Annotated in this window: 11 protein-coding genes; 10 read left to right on the forward strand and 1 reads right to left on the reverse strand. The window is 35.0% G+C overall.

Annotated features, from left to right (window positions below):
• Positions 1–15: 15 nt before the first annotated feature.
• The 9 genes from J2Y60_RS18830 to gldN all read left to right on the forward strand — a co-directional run bounded on the left by J2Y60_RS18830 (position 16) and on the right by gldN (position 13,328).
• Positions 16–3,594, forward strand: coding sequence for an FG-GAP-like repeat-containing protein (locus J2Y60_RS18830; protein ID WP_309922450.1), 3,579 nt, complete (start codon positions 16–18; stop codon positions 3,592–3,594).
• Positions 3,595–4,075: 481 nt separating this feature from the next.
• On the forward strand, positions 4,076–4,951 hold the full coding sequence (sucD, locus tag J2Y60_RS18835; RefSeq protein WP_309922454.1) for a succinate--CoA ligase subunit alpha: 876 nt from the start codon (positions 4,076–4,078) through the stop codon (positions 4,949–4,951).
• Positions 4,952–5,011: 60 nt separating this feature from the next.
• Positions 5,012–6,268, forward strand: coding sequence for a DUF4271 domain-containing protein (locus J2Y60_RS18840; RefSeq protein WP_309922457.1), 1,257 nt, complete (start codon positions 5,012–5,014; stop codon positions 6,266–6,268).
• Between the two features lie 85 nt (positions 6,269–6,353).
• Complete coding sequence (locus J2Y60_RS18845) at positions 6,354–7,139, forward strand: uroporphyrinogen-III synthase (protein ID WP_309922460.1); 786 nt, start codon at positions 6,354–6,356, stop codon at positions 7,137–7,139.
• Positions 7,140–7,342: 203 nt separating this feature from the next.
• On the forward strand, positions 7,343–8,317 hold the full coding sequence (locus J2Y60_RS18850) for a type IX secretion system membrane protein PorP/SprF (RefSeq protein WP_309922464.1): 975 nt from the start codon (positions 7,343–7,345) through the stop codon (positions 8,315–8,317).
• Positions 8,318–8,573: 256 nt separating this feature from the next.
• Positions 8,574–9,716 (forward strand): SUMF1/EgtB/PvdO family nonheme iron enzyme, encoded by a 1,143-nt coding sequence (locus tag J2Y60_RS18855; RefSeq protein ID WP_309922468.1) that lies wholly within the window; start codon positions 8,574–8,576, stop codon positions 9,714–9,716.
• 139 nt (positions 9,717–9,855) lie between these two features.
• A complete protein-coding gene (gene gldL / locus J2Y60_RS18860) occupies positions 9,856–10,644 on the forward strand; it encodes a gliding motility protein GldL (RefSeq protein ID WP_309922471.1) in 789 nt (262 codons plus the stop codon).
• Positions 10,645–10,749: 105 nt separating this feature from the next.
• Entirely contained in the window at positions 10,750–12,327 is a 1,578-nt protein-coding gene (gldM, locus tag J2Y60_RS18865) for a gliding motility protein GldM (protein WP_309922475.1), read from the forward strand.
• 107 nt (positions 12,328–12,434) lie between these two features.
• Positions 12,435–13,328 carry a gliding motility protein GldN gene (gldN, locus tag J2Y60_RS18870; protein ID WP_309922478.1) on the forward strand — a complete coding sequence of 298 codons (894 nt, stop codon included), beginning with the start codon at positions 12,435–12,437 and terminating at the stop codon, positions 13,326–13,328.
• A 76-nt stretch (positions 13,329–13,404) separates the two neighbouring features.
• Here gldN and xylA read toward each other — a convergent pair whose 3' ends face one another.
• Complete coding sequence (xylA, locus tag J2Y60_RS18875) at positions 13,405–14,736, reverse strand: xylose isomerase (RefSeq protein ID WP_309922480.1); 1,332 nt, start codon at positions 14,734–14,736, stop codon at positions 13,405–13,407.
• 549 nt (positions 14,737–15,285) lie between these two features.
• Here xylA and J2Y60_RS18880 point away from each other — a divergent pair.
• Positions 15,286–16,020 (forward strand): polyprenol monophosphomannose synthase, encoded by a 735-nt coding sequence (locus tag J2Y60_RS18880; protein WP_309922483.1) that lies wholly within the window; start codon positions 15,286–15,288, stop codon positions 16,018–16,020.
• Positions 16,021–16,040: the final 20 nt, after the last annotated feature.

A 16,040-nucleotide genomic window follows, 5' to 3' on the forward strand; every position in this document is an offset into this window, starting at 1 on the left:
CTTATCTTATTTAATATGAATCAAAAACTTTTACTGCTGTTATTAATAACTATTATCTTTTCATTTAGCGCTTGTGAAAAACAAGAAACACTTTTTACTCAATTATCCGCAGAAGATACAGGCATTACTTTCTCTAATCGAATTATAGAAAACGATACAATGAATGTCCTTGAGTTTGAATATGTGTACAATGGTGGCGGGGTAGCCCTTGGAGACTTCAACAATGATAATCTTACTGATATTTATTTTACGGGCAATCAAGTAGCGAATAAACTATACCTAAACAAAGGCGTAGATGAGGCTAATAAGTTAAAGTTTGAGGATGTAACCGAAAAATCTAACGTTGCAGGACAGGGAAAATGGTGTTCGGGTGTAGCTGTCGTTGATATCAACAATGATAATCTATTAGATATATACGTATGTGCTACTGTTAAGAAGGTAGCCTCAGAACGTGCTAATATGTTATATGTTAACCAAGGCGTTGGCAAAGATGGCATTCCTACGTTTAAAGAAATGGCTAAGGAATACGGTATTGCCGATACCACTCATACAACTAATGCTGCATTTTTTGATTATGATAACGATGGGGATTTAGATTTATATGTATTGATTAATGAAATGGAAGACATTCGTTTTCCAAACAAATACCATGATAAAATAGTAGATGGTTCATCTAAACGTACAGGTAGATTATACCGCAACGATTGGGATGAAAAACTAAAGCATGGCGTATATTCGGATATTTCTAAAAAAGCAGGTATTTTGATAGAAGGCTATGGCTTAGGAATAAACATTACTGATATCAACAGAGATGGCTGGAAAGATATTTACATTACCAACGATTACCTGACGAACGATTTACTTTATATCAATAATCAGAACGGTACTTTTACCGACCAAGCCCACGATTATTTCAAGCATACTTCATATTCAGCTATGGGTAATGATGTTGCCGATTTAAACAATGATGGTCTTGTTGATATTTTAGCCGTTGATATGATGCCTGCGGATAATTATCGCAAAAAGATGATGCTGGCTCCCAATAATTACCTGACATATCAAAACAATGAAAAGTTTGGGTATGATTTTCAATATCCTCGAAATACCTTACAAATGAATCAAGGCTTTAACCCGAAAACAGGCAAACCTGTTTTTAGTGAGATTGGCTTATTGGCGGGTATTGCTGAAACTGACTGGAGTTGGACGCCTATGGCAACAGATTTTGATAATGATGGACTCAGAGATATTATTATCACAAATGGTTTTCCACGTGATATTACTGACCAAGACTTCATGATTTACCGTGCTGAAATGGGTAATGTGGTACCTAGAATGATGCTCTTGGATTCTATTCCATCTGTAAAAATTACGAATTATGCCTTCAAGAATAAAGGGAACTTTGCTTTTGATGATGTAAGTGCTTCGTGGGGGCTTACCAATCCTAGCTTTTCTAATGGGGCAGCCTATGGAGATTTAGATAATGATGGCGACTTAGATTATGTTACTAACAACATCAATGATTCGGCTTCTGTATATCGCAATAATCTAATTGAAACGAAGCCCACAGAAAGTAATTATCTACGCATAAAGCTAAAAGGCCTTGATAAAAACATTGGTGGCTTAGGGGCATTCATTGAAATCAGTTATCAAAATGGACAGAAACAAGTGTACGAAAATACCCCTTACAGAGGGTATCTTTCTACTATCGAAAACGTTGCTCATTTCGGTTTAGGCAAAAGCAATAAAATAAATGAAGTGAAAATCATTTGGCAAAGTGGCAAAACTCAAATATTGAAAGATGTAGCTGCCAACCAAGTTTTAACGGTTTATGAAAAGAATGCTACGCTTCTCAATGTAAGTCAGCCATTAAAACGTACAACGCTTTTTGCAGATATTACAGATTCCCTTAATATCGATTATGTTCATACTGAAAAAGATTTTATTGATTTCAATATTCAGAAATTGATTCCCCACAAGTTATCACAATTTGGCCCCGCCATTGCCGTTGGCGACGTAAACGGCGATGGCCTTGAAGATATTTATATTGGTGGGCCTTCTGAACAAAAGGGTACTTTCTTATTACAAAACCAAAGTGGAAAGTTTGTGAAGTCTGATTTGATAGGCGGTGAAACTAACCTTACAAAAATTGCGGAGGATATGGGGGTGTTGCTTTTTGATGCTGACCTTGATAACGACCTTGATTTGTACATTGTAAGTGGTAGTAATGAACAACCTAAAGACTCACCGACTTATCAAGACAGATTTTATGAAAATGACGGCAAAGGGCATTTCGTACAAAAAATGCAAGCTTTACCTAGCTTCTTAAAAAGTGGCTCGTGTGTCAAAGCTGCTGATTATGATAAAGACGGCGACCTTGATTTATTCATTGGTGGGCGTGTAGAAGTTTCTAGTTATCCGATGCCTGTTTCTAGTTATATCCTTAGAAACGATTCAAAAATTGGACAAGTAAAATTCACTAATGTGAGTACTCAGGTAGCCCCGAGTCTATCAAATATAGGTTTAGTGTGTGATGCCCTTTGGACAGATTTCAACAATGATGGCTGGATAGACTTGATGCTTGCGGGCGAATGGATGCCCATTACGATGCTACAAAATAACAATGGGAAATTAGAAAAACTAGAAGGAGCTTTAGACCTAAACAAGCAAATTGGGTTTTGGAACAGTATTACTTCTGGCGACTTTGATGATGATGGAGATATAGATTATATCGTTGGAAATTTTGGTAAAAACTCTATCATGAGAGCAAGCGATACCGAACCTGTTTCTATATATGCCAAAGACTTCAATACGGATGGTAATTATGATGCTATTCCAACTGTTTTTTTAAAGCCTAAAAACACAGACACCCATAAAAAAGAATTTGTTTTTAATGGTAGAGACGATTTGAATAAACAAATGATTACGACACGTAAGAAATTTGTAACCTACAATCAACTGGCTAAATCTGACATTAAAGGGTTTTTCACCGAAGAGGAATTAAAAGACGCCCTCATTTTAAAGGCTAATTACCTAAAAACAAGCTATATAGAAAATCTTGGAGGCGGCAATTTCAAAGTAAAAGCATTACCAATGGAGGCACAAACAGCCCCTGTATTAGGAATGCTGACGGAGGATTTTGACAATGATGGATATCTTGACGTACTCATGGTAGGGAACGACTTTTCATCAGAAGTATCAGTAGGCAGGTTAGATGCTTTCAATGGCCTCCTCTTGAAAGGCGATGGAAAAGGGAATTTCAAAGCAAGTCTATTACCTGAAACAGCCTTTGGCGTAACGGGTGATGCAAAAGGCTTAGTAAGACTTACTAATGCAAAAGGAAAAACCTTGGTAATGGCTACACAAAACCGTGGCGTATTAAAAACATTCCAATTAAGCAACAATACGCTTCAAAGTAAGCCTTTGAAAACCAATGATTATATTGTGCTGGAAAATTTAAAAAATGGCAAAACACGAAGAGTCGAAGTTGGGTATGGCACTTCGTTCTTATCACAATCATCACGAAGTGTATTGATAAATTCAAATTTGAAATCAATAGAAGTAATAGATTCAAAAGGTAAAAAGCGAGCACTTTAACCTGCACAATAAATAGGTATTTCAAAAAAAGCAAATCTAGCTAATTAGCTGGATTTGCTTTTTTTATTTTCTTTTCTCATTAGATTCTCTTCTTATTAGGCTTTATCCTCACAAATAGCAAAAGGATATTTGATGGTTATTTTGTTAAACATAAATTCTACCAAGGCAGGATTAAAATCTTGAATAAAATTTTAGCTCAAAACATTATCTCAAAATTGCTAAACAAAAAGTACTTTATGCCAATAAGCTATACTATATTTCCAGAAATAGAAACACCATTAAACACCTAACAATCAACCAATTAAATACAATTTAAAATAAGTATATTACTCAATATCCAAATTCCTTTTTGTCCTTTGCCTTGCAAACTATACCTTTACGATAAATTTACGTAGGCACTGTATAAATATAATCACTGTTAAGATTAAATGCAGTAATTTCACAAAAAAACTGATTTTTACAAACCAAATATTTATCTGAAATGAGTGTACTTGTTAACAAAAACTCAAAAATAATCGTACAAGGCTTTACTGGGTCTGAAGGTTCATTCCACGCTCAGCAAATGATCGAATATGGTACTAATGTAGTTGGTGGTGTAACGCCAGGAAAAGGTGGTTCAACCCATCTTGACCGTCCTGTATTTAATACAGTTACTGAAGCTGTAGAAAAAGCAGGTGCTGATACTTCAATCATCTTTGTACCACCTGCATTTGCTGCTGATGCTATTATGGAATCGGCTGATGCTGGTATCAAAGTAATTATTTGTATCACAGAAGGTATTCCAACCAAAGACATGATTTATGCTAAGGAATACATTCAGAACAAAGATTGTCGTTTAATTGGACCAAACTGTCCGGGAGTAATGACAGCAGGTGAATGTAAAGTAGGTATCATGCCTGGTTTTATTTTCACTAAAGGTAAAATTGGTATCGTATCAAAATCAGGAACTTTAACTTACGAAGCTGTAGACCAATTAACAAAAGCAGGTTTAGGACAAACAACTGCAATTGGTATTGGTGGTGACCCTATCATTGGAACAACTACTAAAGAAGCCGTTGAATTATTAATGAATGACCCTGAAACTGAGGGTATCGTAATGATTGGTGAAATTGGTGGTGGTATGGAAGCTGAAGCTGCTGAATGGATTAAAGCTGATGGAAACAGAAAACCTGTAGTAGGTTTTATCGCTGGACAAACTGCACCGAAAGGTCGTAGAATGGGTCATGCGGGTGCTATCATCGGTGGTGCAGACGATACTGCTGCTGCTAAAATGGCTATCATGGAAGCTTGCGGTATCCACGTTGTACATTCTCCAGCTGATATTGGTGCTACAATGTTAAAAGCATTAGGATTGTAGTAAACGGTTTCAATGAATTATTGATAGTTTTTTTCTAATTTTGCACAAAACTATCAAGACTTGAAATTCTTCCAGCAATATATTCATTCACAAAATCCTGCACGATTTATTCAATCATGCAGGATTTTGCGTTTAGTCCAATCATACTCTTTTCTCAGAATAGCCTTTTTAATCATATCTGGGTATTTATTTTTCATTCCTAACATCACCGCTAAAGACACCGTTGGGCCAAACAATGGCTATTATTTAGTGCATGACTACCGAGATGACTGGCAGGTATTTGATGAACGCTATAAGGCGTACGTGCCCTATGTTCGTGAACTCCATAAAGACTATAATTCATTTAGCTTGTTTTGTGATATAGAAAATTATAAAACTTATAAAATTCTATATTATTCCTCTAAAGAAAACTATCTATTCATTAATGCGTCTTTACAGCAACAATTGCCCATTAATAAATGGGTTGTGTTAGATGTTGACAGCTTGCAGAGAGTCTATAAAAAAACGAAGCTATTTCTTACAATTTATGGTAGTAATACCAATATTGAAGAAATGATGGTTTATGTGGGGAATAGAATATCTAAAACTCAGGAAACATTTGAATTATCCGAGTCATTATTAACGATTATTCCACGAGATATTTCCTCTTTTCAAAACTTTTTTGTGATTGGCCTATTCTTACTGGTAGGTGCTTACGCATTTTTGTATAATTATCAGCCAAAATCTTTTGAGCGTTTTTTTAATCCTAAAGATTTGCTAACAATTAGTGTACGCGATGATTCATTTATCGTAAACAAACCCTTTGATTTAGGAAATTTACTGTTTGTGGTCAATCTTAGTTTTACTATTGGGTTTATTTTTATGTTGGTAATTAATGAAAAGAACGATTTATTCTCTACTAGCAGTATCCTTCAAGAAGGAGAAACCCTTGGCGTATTATTGAGTAACTTCTTGGTAATTTCTTCTATTATCTTTGGCGCATATATTTTCAAATATATCTCACTAATGATTCTTTCAAACCTTTACAGGCTAGATAAAATCATCAATATCCATTTTTTTAAAATTATTCAAGCATCAAGTATTTTTTTCCTGATTGTACTAATTATACTCACCTACAGTACGATATCAATACCTGAAATTACGGAAAATGCAGAAAAATATCTGTTCTTTCCCATTTCATTATTCTTTATCGGACGCTTAGCACTATTATACTTTACGATAAATAAGATGACGGCACTAAAAAATCTGTATTTATTTTCGTACCTTTGCATCGTTGAATTAATACCGCTTATAGTAGGCATTCGTTTTGCACTCTAAATAATGTGATAATTCAACAAAAAAATGTTCTAAAAATAGCACATTAGCCCAAACAATAATCCAATCAAGTTTAACTGCATTGAGCATGAGCGAAATAGCATTAACCGCACATCCAGACAGATTAACCAAAGTAACCAGTATTTTAGTTACGCAAGCACGCCCAGCCGACGATAAATCACCATATTTTGAGTTGGAAAGAAGATACAATATCAAAGTTGATTTTCGCCCATTTATCGAAATTCAAGGCGTTGCTTTTAAGGACTTCCGGAAGCAAAAAATCAATATCCTTGATCATACTGCCATTATTTTTACTAGTCGTAATGCCGTAGATCATTTTTTTCGCATTTGTAAAGAAGCGCGTATAGAAGTACCAGCTGATATGAAATACTTCTGTATCACAGAACAGACTTCTAATTACTTGCAGAAATATATTGTAATACGTAAACGTAAGATTTTTACAGGAACAAAAACTGCTGCTGAATTACTTGAGTTAATCAAGAAACATAAAACTGAAAAGTTTTTATTTCCTTGTTCAGACAAGCGTCGTAGTGATATCCCAGAATTTATGGGAACAAACGATTTACAACTTACAGAGGCTGTAATGTATGAAACAGTTTCTTCAGATTTATCTGATTTAGAAAGCGTTTTTTATGATGTAATTGCATTTTTTAGCCCTTCTGGAATAAAATCTTTGTTTCATAATTTTCCAGATTTCAAGCAAAACAAAACTAGAATTGCAGCCTTTGGACCAACCACGGCAAAAGCAGTAACAGAAGCAGGCTTGATTTTAGATATTCAAGCACCCCTTCCAAATGCCCCATCTATGACGGGTGCTTTGGAACTTTATATCAAGAAAGCAAATAGTCTTTAAGACTATAAAAAAGAATTAATGAAAGACCTGTGAGTGATATAAACTCATGGGTCTCTTTTTTTATCAGCCATATCACAACAAATATTAATAAATTAGCGTTAGGAATATCTATGAGATACATTTTTTGACGTAATTTATATAAATGTTTATTAGATTTGGAATTAAAGCCTGTATTTGACTTATTTGTACTTTTTTGAAAGACTATGCGAAAGAATTTACAATTTTTTACTATAATTCTACTGCTATTGGCAAACTATTCCGTCTTTGCTCAACAAGATGCACAGTTAAGCCAATATATGTTTAATCCGCTATACATTAATCCAGCCACTGCTGGTACTGATGGTGTGATGAGATTTCAATTACATTACCGTAATCAATGGACAGCCTATCAAACTACTTATGATGGTTCTGGTTCATTGGGAACACAGCTTTTTACGGCCTCAATGCCCCTAAATGGCCTTCATAGTGGGCTTGGTATCCAATTTGTAAATGACAAAACACCATCTGGAAGTGGTTATCAGAATATGTTACTATCATATTCTTATCAAATCGGTCTTAGAAATGGTTCGATTATTTCAATTGGTGTAAAAGGTGGTTTTCATACTAAAACATTTGATTCAAATTTCAGACCTGGTGAATCTGGAGACCCAATTGTAGATGCAGCACTAAAAAAGCTTAATGAAACCAAAGCAGACCTATCACTAGGAGTTTTATATAAAGCAGATAATTACCAAATCGGGGTAAGCCTTAATCACGTAAATAATCCAAATTATAGTTTTGGCGTTGACAGAGCTAGTCAGTATACCATCAAACAAGCATTGAATGTGACTGCGAGCTACGATTATTATTTGAATGAAGACGTAAAAGTTACCCCTACAGCCCTTTGGCGTAGTGATTTCGTAACAACAGCTTTAGAAGGAGGCGCAATTTTTACTTATACTGAAAAATATTGGTTAGGAGGCTCCTATCGATTAAACGATGCTGGTATCATTATTGCAGGTCTTTCGATGTTGAACAACTCTTTACGATTAGGATATTCGCTAGATTTAACCACTGTTGGGCAAACAGCTAAGTCTCCTACATCACACGAAGTATTAATAAGTTATGCCCTGCCAGCACCTAAATTATTTGGTGGGAAGAAGACACCTGTACGTACGCCAAGGTTTAGACATCAGTAGGTTTTTTTGACTAAAGTGTACTTACAAAAACGTAAATAAACGATTGATGTATTTACAACAAAAAAAAATATTAACTTTGTTTTTGGGTTACTATACTAACCGAGTAAAAAAGGTCGTTTTTAAGAAGATTTAACACTAAAAATGAATTTTATTACAATAAATATAAAGTACTATTATTAATACAACCATTATCAAAATTTACAGAGATCATTACCTTATTTTACTCACGGGTATCAATTAAAAAAGTTAAGACACTATGAATTACAGTGGAATTTTCAGGAAAATATCCTTACTACTTTTAGTGGTTACTACTGTTCTGTTTTTGGATAGCTGTAGCTCTTCTGGTACTAGCAAATCGACTAGTAGTAGAGGACGAAGTAGCAGATCTAGAGGAGAACAGGTTGCTAAAGGCAAAAGCGGTAAACGAAGTAGAAGTAGCAAAAAAGAAGATATTAAAATGGTCAATGGGGAAATTGCTGCTACTAGCCGTAAAGGTTGGAAGCAAACAACTCCACTAGGCATGGTTTTAATTCCGGCTGGCTCTTATATGATGGGGCAAGCGGATGAAGATATTGCTGCATCGTCAGTTGGTTTTAACAAACGTGTAACAGTCGTTCAGTTTTATATGGACGATACTGAAATTACCAACAACGAATACCGTCAATTTACTGATGTAATGTTGACAGACTCAATCGCTGTACTAGGCGAAGAAAAAGTTATTTCTGAATATTATCCTGATACTACTGTATGGAGTAAAGACTTTACTTATCACAATGGTGACCCAATGACTGAATATTATTTCTCAAGCCCTGCGTTTGATATGTATCCAGTAGTGGGCGTAAGCTGGATTGCTGCAAGATATTTCTGCGACTGGCGAACAAAAGCTTATAACGATTACAGAACCTCAGAGGGAATGTATATTTCTCCAAGATTCCGCTTACCATCTGAAGCTGAATGGGAATGGGCTGCTCGTGGTGGAAAAGCTTCTGCTAAATATCCTTGGGGTAACCCTTACGTAGCAAACGTAAAAGGATGTTTGCTAGCTAACTTCAAGCCTCATAGAGGTAATTATGATGCAGATGGATATGCTTATACAGCTCCTGCAAACCAGTTCAATCCGAATGATTATGGTTTATACAATATGGCTGGAAACGTTGCCGAATGGTGCTTAGATGCTTATGCAGACAATGCTGTAGCTATTACTTGGGACTTAAACACGATGAATGATGATAAAGATGAACCAAGAAAAGTTATTCGTGGCGGTTCATGGAAAGATGTTGCTTATTATCTTGAAACGGGTACTCGTTCTTATGAATATGAAACAAAGAAACGATCTTACATCGGCTTCCGTTGTGCCATGAATCATTTAGGACGTTCATCTGGAAAAGAATTCAGATAAAAGAAAAAACGATTTTAAATCGTAAGCGAGGGAATCCAGTCGTTAATTTACGACAACATTCTCTCGCTTCGTTTTGATAATCCCTTTGTACATCAAATCATTCTCAAATCATATTACACTCAAAATCATTACAAAACAAATGGAAAGAATTATTAACGTTATCGCCAGTTTTGGTGCAGCAGTTGTTATCGTTGGTGCTTTATTCAAAATTACACACAGAGAATATGCTAATGAAATGCTTATGGTAGGAATGCTTACTGAGGCTGTTATTTTTATATTATTTGGGGTATTATATTTATCTGTAAAACCTGAAAAATCTTACGATTGGGAAAAAGTATATCCAGAATTATCGAAAGATTTTCAAGGTGAATTACCTAAAAGAAGTGTAGCAACGTCAACTGCAGGCGTTGGTTTAACAGCTAAAATGGATGAAATGTTAGCTAATGCTAAAATTACGCCAGATGTTTTTGAAAATTTAGGTAAAGGCATGAAGTCATTAACAGAAACAGTTTCAAAAATTGGAACAATTACTGATGCTACTGTAGCTACAAACGAATACGCTAAAAACGTAAAAGTTGCTGCTGGTACAATGACAGAAATGAACAAAGCTTATGGCGTAACGATGAGTGCTATGGGCGAAATGGCTAATGCTTCACAAGATGCTAAAGAATATCGTGTACAGTTCCAGAAAGTTACTCAGAACATGGGGGCATTGAATGCTGTATATGAATTAGAATTACAAGACACAAACAAGCACTTAAAAGCGATGAATGCTTTCTATGGCAACTTAACAGTAGCAATGGAAAACATGGCTGATGCAAGTAAAGATACTCAGCAGTTTAAGCAAGAATTAGCCAAATTGACTTCTAACTTAACTTCATTAAACAATGTTTATGGAAGTATGTTAACAGCCATGAAAGGGAACTAATTTAAGAAACATATCCGTCTTTGATAGTTTAACACTAAGAAAGACAAGCGTGTTGAAAAAAAACTTAAACAAAAACTCCTACAAGTAGATAAGAAAATGGCTGGAATGAAAGAAACGCCCCGTCAGAAGATGATTGGGATGATGTATTTGGTACTCACAGCTTTACTTGCATTGCAAGTAAGCGATGCCCTTTTACAAAAATTTGTACTATTAAATAATAGCTTAGAAGCAGCGAACAGCTCTGCTGTTCAAAAAAATAACCAAACTGTCGAAGGGATTAAGGCAAAAGTAAACGATTCGCCTAATCCTGCTCAATATGCTGACATTATCAAGCAAGCTCAAGAAGTTCGTAAATTATCAGATGCATTAGTTAGTGAACTTGATAATTTAAAAAGTGTCATCATTGAAAAATCAGGAGGTATTGATCCTGAAACAGGTGCTTATGTCGGAATGAAAGATACCGAAAAAGTACATGAAATAATGATTGGCAGTAACAAAAAAGGATTAGGTTATGGCTTAAAAACTCAGCTTGATAATTTTGTCACTAAAATAGCAACTTATGGTGATAAAAATACAAAGTTTGAACCGCTTGCTCTTTCAGGAAAAGAAGACCCTGCAGTAGCTAAGGATGCCAACAATAAAAACAAAGATTTTGCTGAATTGAATTTTGCTGAAACGCCAGTACCTGCGGCTTTAGCAACGTTAAGTCAGAAACAATCTGAAATTCGTCGTTATGAAAGTACTATTTTAGGGCAATTAGCTGAAAAAGTAGGTATCAAAGACATCAAGTTCGATAAAATATTAGCCATGGTTTCGGCAAAATCTAATACAGTAGTAGCTGGTATGGATTATGAAGCTGAAATGTTTATTGCAGCCTATTCAAGTGGAATTACCCCTAGAATGAGCTTTAATGGTGCTGGTGTACCTGTAAGAGACGGTAAAGGTCAAATTAAGTTTAAGGCACAAGGCGGTCAATACGACAGTCGTGGGCTTTCAAAGAAAACTTATTCGGCTAGTATCTCATTCAATGGTCCTAACGGTCCTGAAACTAGAACACTTAATGGTGAATATTTTGTATTAAAACCAACTTATAATATCGAAGCAGGTAGTTTACCTCCGTTATATTTAGGTTGTGCCAACAAATTGAGCATTGTAAGCCCTGGCTTAGGTGCTTTATGGCAACCAAGCTTTAGTGCCAACGGTGCTGAGGTTATTGCCGCAGGTGGTGGTAAAGTAACTGTAGTGCCAAGTTCAGCATCGGTAGAATTAAACATTAATAACGGAGGCATTTTATTAGGTACAGAGAAGTTTAGAGTAAGAAGAGTACCAAAGCCTGAGATAAAATTATTTGGTGGCGGAGGCGAATTGGACGAAAAGCGTGGAGTAAGTGCTACTGGTCTTAGAAGTATTGAAGCTAGAGCAATTGCTGATGAGTCGTTCAAAGCAACTAACCCTGATGATGCACAGTATCGTGTTTCTGAAGTTTATATTGCATTAGCTAGAGGGTCGAAAAAAGTTGGAGACCTTACCTTATCTGGTGGTGGTAGTATTAGTTCTTTGGCTCAAAATGCACAAGCCGGAGACCGTTATTATATTGAAGTAAAAGGTGTGCAACGTAAAAACTTTAAAGGAGCTATTGAAAATATTCCTTTTCAGTTTACAAAAGTTATACCGCTTAATTAAAAGTATTGTACTAGATAAAATACAGTAATTGTCTAGTACAATATTATATAAGTTTACAAGTATTTGATAATCAAGCTTAGTGTAAAACTTGTAATGATAATAACATTATGAAAAATTTAATCAAAATTACCGGAGCAATTGTTCTTAGTTTGGTTTCTTGTTCACTGGTAACAGCACAAGAAAAAGACATTAGAGGAAAAAATCCTGACTCTGTACGTCCTATCGATGATTCTAATATCATGTGGAAAATGCGTTTATGGAGAAGAATGGATTTGAATGAAAAGCAAAACCAACCTTTTTTCTCTAAAGGAAACGAGATTACCAAATATTTAATGGAATGGGTTCAAAGTGGGGTTTTGCAACCATATAGAAACGATTCATTAAAAACGAAGATTTCCAAAGAAGAATTTTTAAAGAATTTGGTTGTTGAAAATTCTATAGGAGATAACGCTCTTTCTGATGCTGAAAAGGCTGCGGGTTTCGGTGCTGAAAGTACTGCTACCACAGGAGCTGATGATGGCTGGGGAGATCCTAAACCTGCGGCAAATGGTGCTAAAGCTCCTGCTAAAGCAGCAAGCGAAACTGGAGATTTGTACTTTGCTAAAGAGCTTTCTATCATAGAAATCAGAGAAGATGCTATTTTTGATAAGCAACGCTCTCGTTTATACTATGATATCCAAGCTATCACGATCATTATTCCTGCTAATAAAACTGCGGCGGGTTTTGATAAGACTGTAGCGTCATTCAAATACAAGGATTTAGACAAGTTATTCAGAAGTAACCCAAATTGTATCTGGTATAATGCTCAGAACGAAGCGCAACATAAAAACATGGCAGATGCATTCGATTTACGTTTGTTCCATGCTAGACTTACGAAAAAAGGTAACCCAGAGGATAAAAGCCTAGATGAGTTTTATGGAGGAGAAAAACAAGGGTTAATCCAATCTCAACAATTAGAATATAAATTGATGGAAATGGAACATAACCTTTGGGAATATTAATCCAAAAATAAATTCATAAAAAAAGCGAGTGGAAAATTTCCATTCGCTTTTTTTATGAATTTTCAATTCACATAGACTAGATGAATTGATTGATGATATTTTCAAATAATTCTTGTTTGCCACTAGTAACTTTAGGTTCTCCAACTTCAAAAGCATAGCTTCTTAAATCTTCTAAAGTTAATTTACCAGCTTCGTAGTCAGCACCTTTACCGCCATCAAAAGAAGCATAACGGTCTTTACGCAATTTCTTATAAGATGATTTCTCTAAGATGTTATCAGCAATAACTAAAGCACGAGCAAAAGCATCCATACCACCGATGTGAGCTAAGAATATATCGTCTAAATCAGTTGAATTACGACGTGTCTTAGCATCAAAATTGATACCTCCTTGTGTGATTCCACCTGCCTCTAAAATAATCAACATCGACTCAGCTAATTCATTTAAATTAGTAGGGAATTGGTCAGTATCCCATCCGTTTTGATAATCTCCACGGTTAGCATCCATACTACCCAACATATTGTTATCAGCAGCAACTTGCAATTCATGTTGGAATGTATGACCAGCTAAAGTAGCATGGTTTACTTCTAAATTCAACATAAAGTCGTTTTCTAAACCGTATTCTTTCAAGAAGCCGATTACTGTAGCAGAGTCGAAATCGTATTGGTGTTTCGTTGGTTCACATGGTTTAGGTTCGATGAAGAATTTACCAGTAAATCCGTTTTTACGAGCATAATCACGCGACATCGTTAAGAAACGTCCTAAGTGAGCTAACTCACGCTTCATATCAGTGTTTAATAACGTCATATAGCCTTCACGACCACCCCAGAACACATAGTTTTCACCACCTAAAGCAATCGTAGCATCAATAGCATTTTTCACTTGTGTACCTGCATGTGCTAATACTGAGAAATCAGGGTTAGTAGAAGCCCCGTTCATATAGCGTGGGTTCGAGAATACGTTGGCAGTACCCCATAATAATTTTACACCACTTGAAGCTTGTTTTTGTTTTGCATAGTCTACAATTGCTTGCATATTGCTTTCGTATTCTGATAAAGAACTTCCTTCATCTACTAAGTCAATATCATGAAAACAGTAGTACGGAGCACCTATTTTAGTAATGAATTCAAATGCTGCATCCATTTTATCTTTAGCTCTTCCTACGATTTCATTTTTTGCATCCCAAGGAAATACTTTTGTTCCAGGACCAAAAGGATCAGCACCAGTTCCACAGAAAGTATGCCAATAAGCAATTGCAAAACGCATTTGCTCTTTCATTGTTTTGCCTCCAATAATACGATTTTCATCATACCATTTGAATGCTAAAGGGTTATCAGACTCTCTTCCTTCAAATTGTATTTTACCAATTCCTGCGAAATACTCTTTGTCGCCTAACGTGATGTTTGCCATTGTCTTTGTTATTGATTGTTTAATTTGATTAGTCGGTATAAATATGTGTTCTATACTGTTCTATAAATTTAATGCAAAAATACTATTACATCTAAGAAACACAAAAAATGTTTCTTATTATTTGAAAATATTTTTATTAAAGAGAGCAGACATTCTTAAATCTTGTTAAAATAGATAATAAAATAGTATTCTAACGTTTATCTAAACCTATCTATGAGTATTTTACCATAGCGTACTTGACAAAATAAAGACACATAAAAATACAATTATACATTAATATAATGATAGATATATAAGCATTTAACCTTACTTAATTAAATGAAGCATTGAAAACATAAATGATTCGTTATAAAGGATTTAAAAGGCCTTCTAACACACAAACATTCCAGATTTGACTAGTACCTTTCAGTACCTCTTTATATAAGTTGTACGGGTAATTCATAGATATTTCTTCGGCTGTTTCTGCTATTAAATTTTCTATACCATAATATGCTATAGATTTTCGTAACTTTGTATCAATATTAATTTTTAACCTGCGCAAATTCCATAATGATCTCTCGTCTTGTAATTATACCGACATACAACGAAATTGAAAACATTGAATCCATTGTCCGTAAAGTAATGAGTTTAGAACCAAGTTTTGACTTACTAATTGTTGATGATGGTTCGCCAGATGGTACTGGGATGAAAGTAAAACAACTTCAAGATGAATTCGGTAAAAATCGTTTGCATTTACAAGAAAGAAAAGGAAAGCTAGGTTTAGGTACTGCTTATATTCATGGGTTTAAATATGCTCTTGCCAATAACTATGAATATATTTTTGAAATGGATGCAGATTTTTCGCATAATCCAGAAGATTTGGTAAAGCTTTACAATGCTTGTGTAGAGGGTTCTGACATGGCTATTGGCTCTCGTTATATCAGTGGAGTAAATGTCGTCAATTGGCCTATGGGAAGGGTATTAATGTCTTATTTTGCGGGTTATTACGTACGTTTTATCACAGGAATGCCTATAATGGATGTAACTGCAGGATTCAAATGTTATCATGCTAAAGTTTTAAAGACCATTAATCTCGATAAGATTAAATTTGTTGGCTATGCTTTTCAGGTAGAAATGAAGTTTACAGCATGGAAATATGGCTTCAAAATTGCCGAGATACCTATCATTTTTACAGATAGAACCAAAGGTGTTTCTAAAATGTCGGCTAATATTTTTAAAGAGGCAATCCTCGGTGTTATTCAAATGAAGGTTAATAGCTTTTTCAAAAACTACAAACATTCATAAAATCATTGTAAATGATTTAA

The organism is Arcicella sp. BE140 (assembly GCF_031456255.1).
Lineage (GTDB): Bacteria > Bacteroidota > Bacteroidia > Cytophagales > Spirosomataceae > Arcicella > Arcicella aquatica.

What these genes read in the sequence shown, in the direction of transcription:
- gldN (WP_309922478.1), top strand. Translation starts at nt 12,435, where the DNA reads ATGAAAAATTTAATCAAAATTACCGGAGCAATTGTTCTTAGTTTGGTT.
- J2Y60_RS18830 (WP_309922450.1), top strand. Translation starts at nt 16, where the DNA reads ATGAATCAAAAACTTTTACTGCTGTTATTAATAACTATTATCTTTTCA.
- J2Y60_RS18880 (WP_309922483.1), top strand. Translation starts at nt 15,286, where the DNA reads ATGATCTCTCGTCTTGTAATTATACCGACATACAACGAAATTGAAAAC.
- J2Y60_RS18850 (WP_309922464.1), top strand. Translation starts at nt 7,343, where the DNA reads ATGCGAAAGAATTTACAATTTTTTACTATAATTCTACTGCTATTGGCA.
- gldM (WP_309922475.1), top strand. Translation starts at nt 10,750, where the DNA reads ATGAAAGAAACGCCCCGTCAGAAGATGATTGGGATGATGTATTTGGTA.
- sucD (WP_309922454.1), top strand. Translation starts at nt 4,076, where the DNA reads ATGAGTGTACTTGTTAACAAAAACTCAAAAATAATCGTACAAGGCTTT.
- J2Y60_RS18855 (WP_309922468.1), top strand. Translation starts at nt 8,574, where the DNA reads ATGAATTACAGTGGAATTTTCAGGAAAATATCCTTACTACTTTTAGTG.
- J2Y60_RS18845 (WP_309922460.1), top strand. Translation starts at nt 6,354, where the DNA reads ATGAGCGAAATAGCATTAACCGCACATCCAGACAGATTAACCAAAGTA.
- gldL (WP_309922471.1), top strand. Translation starts at nt 9,856, where the DNA reads ATGGAAAGAATTATTAACGTTATCGCCAGTTTTGGTGCAGCAGTTGTT.
- xylA (WP_309922480.1), bottom strand. Translation starts at nt 14,736, where the DNA reads ATGGCAAACATCACGTTAGGCGACAAAGAGTATTTCGCAGGAATTGGT.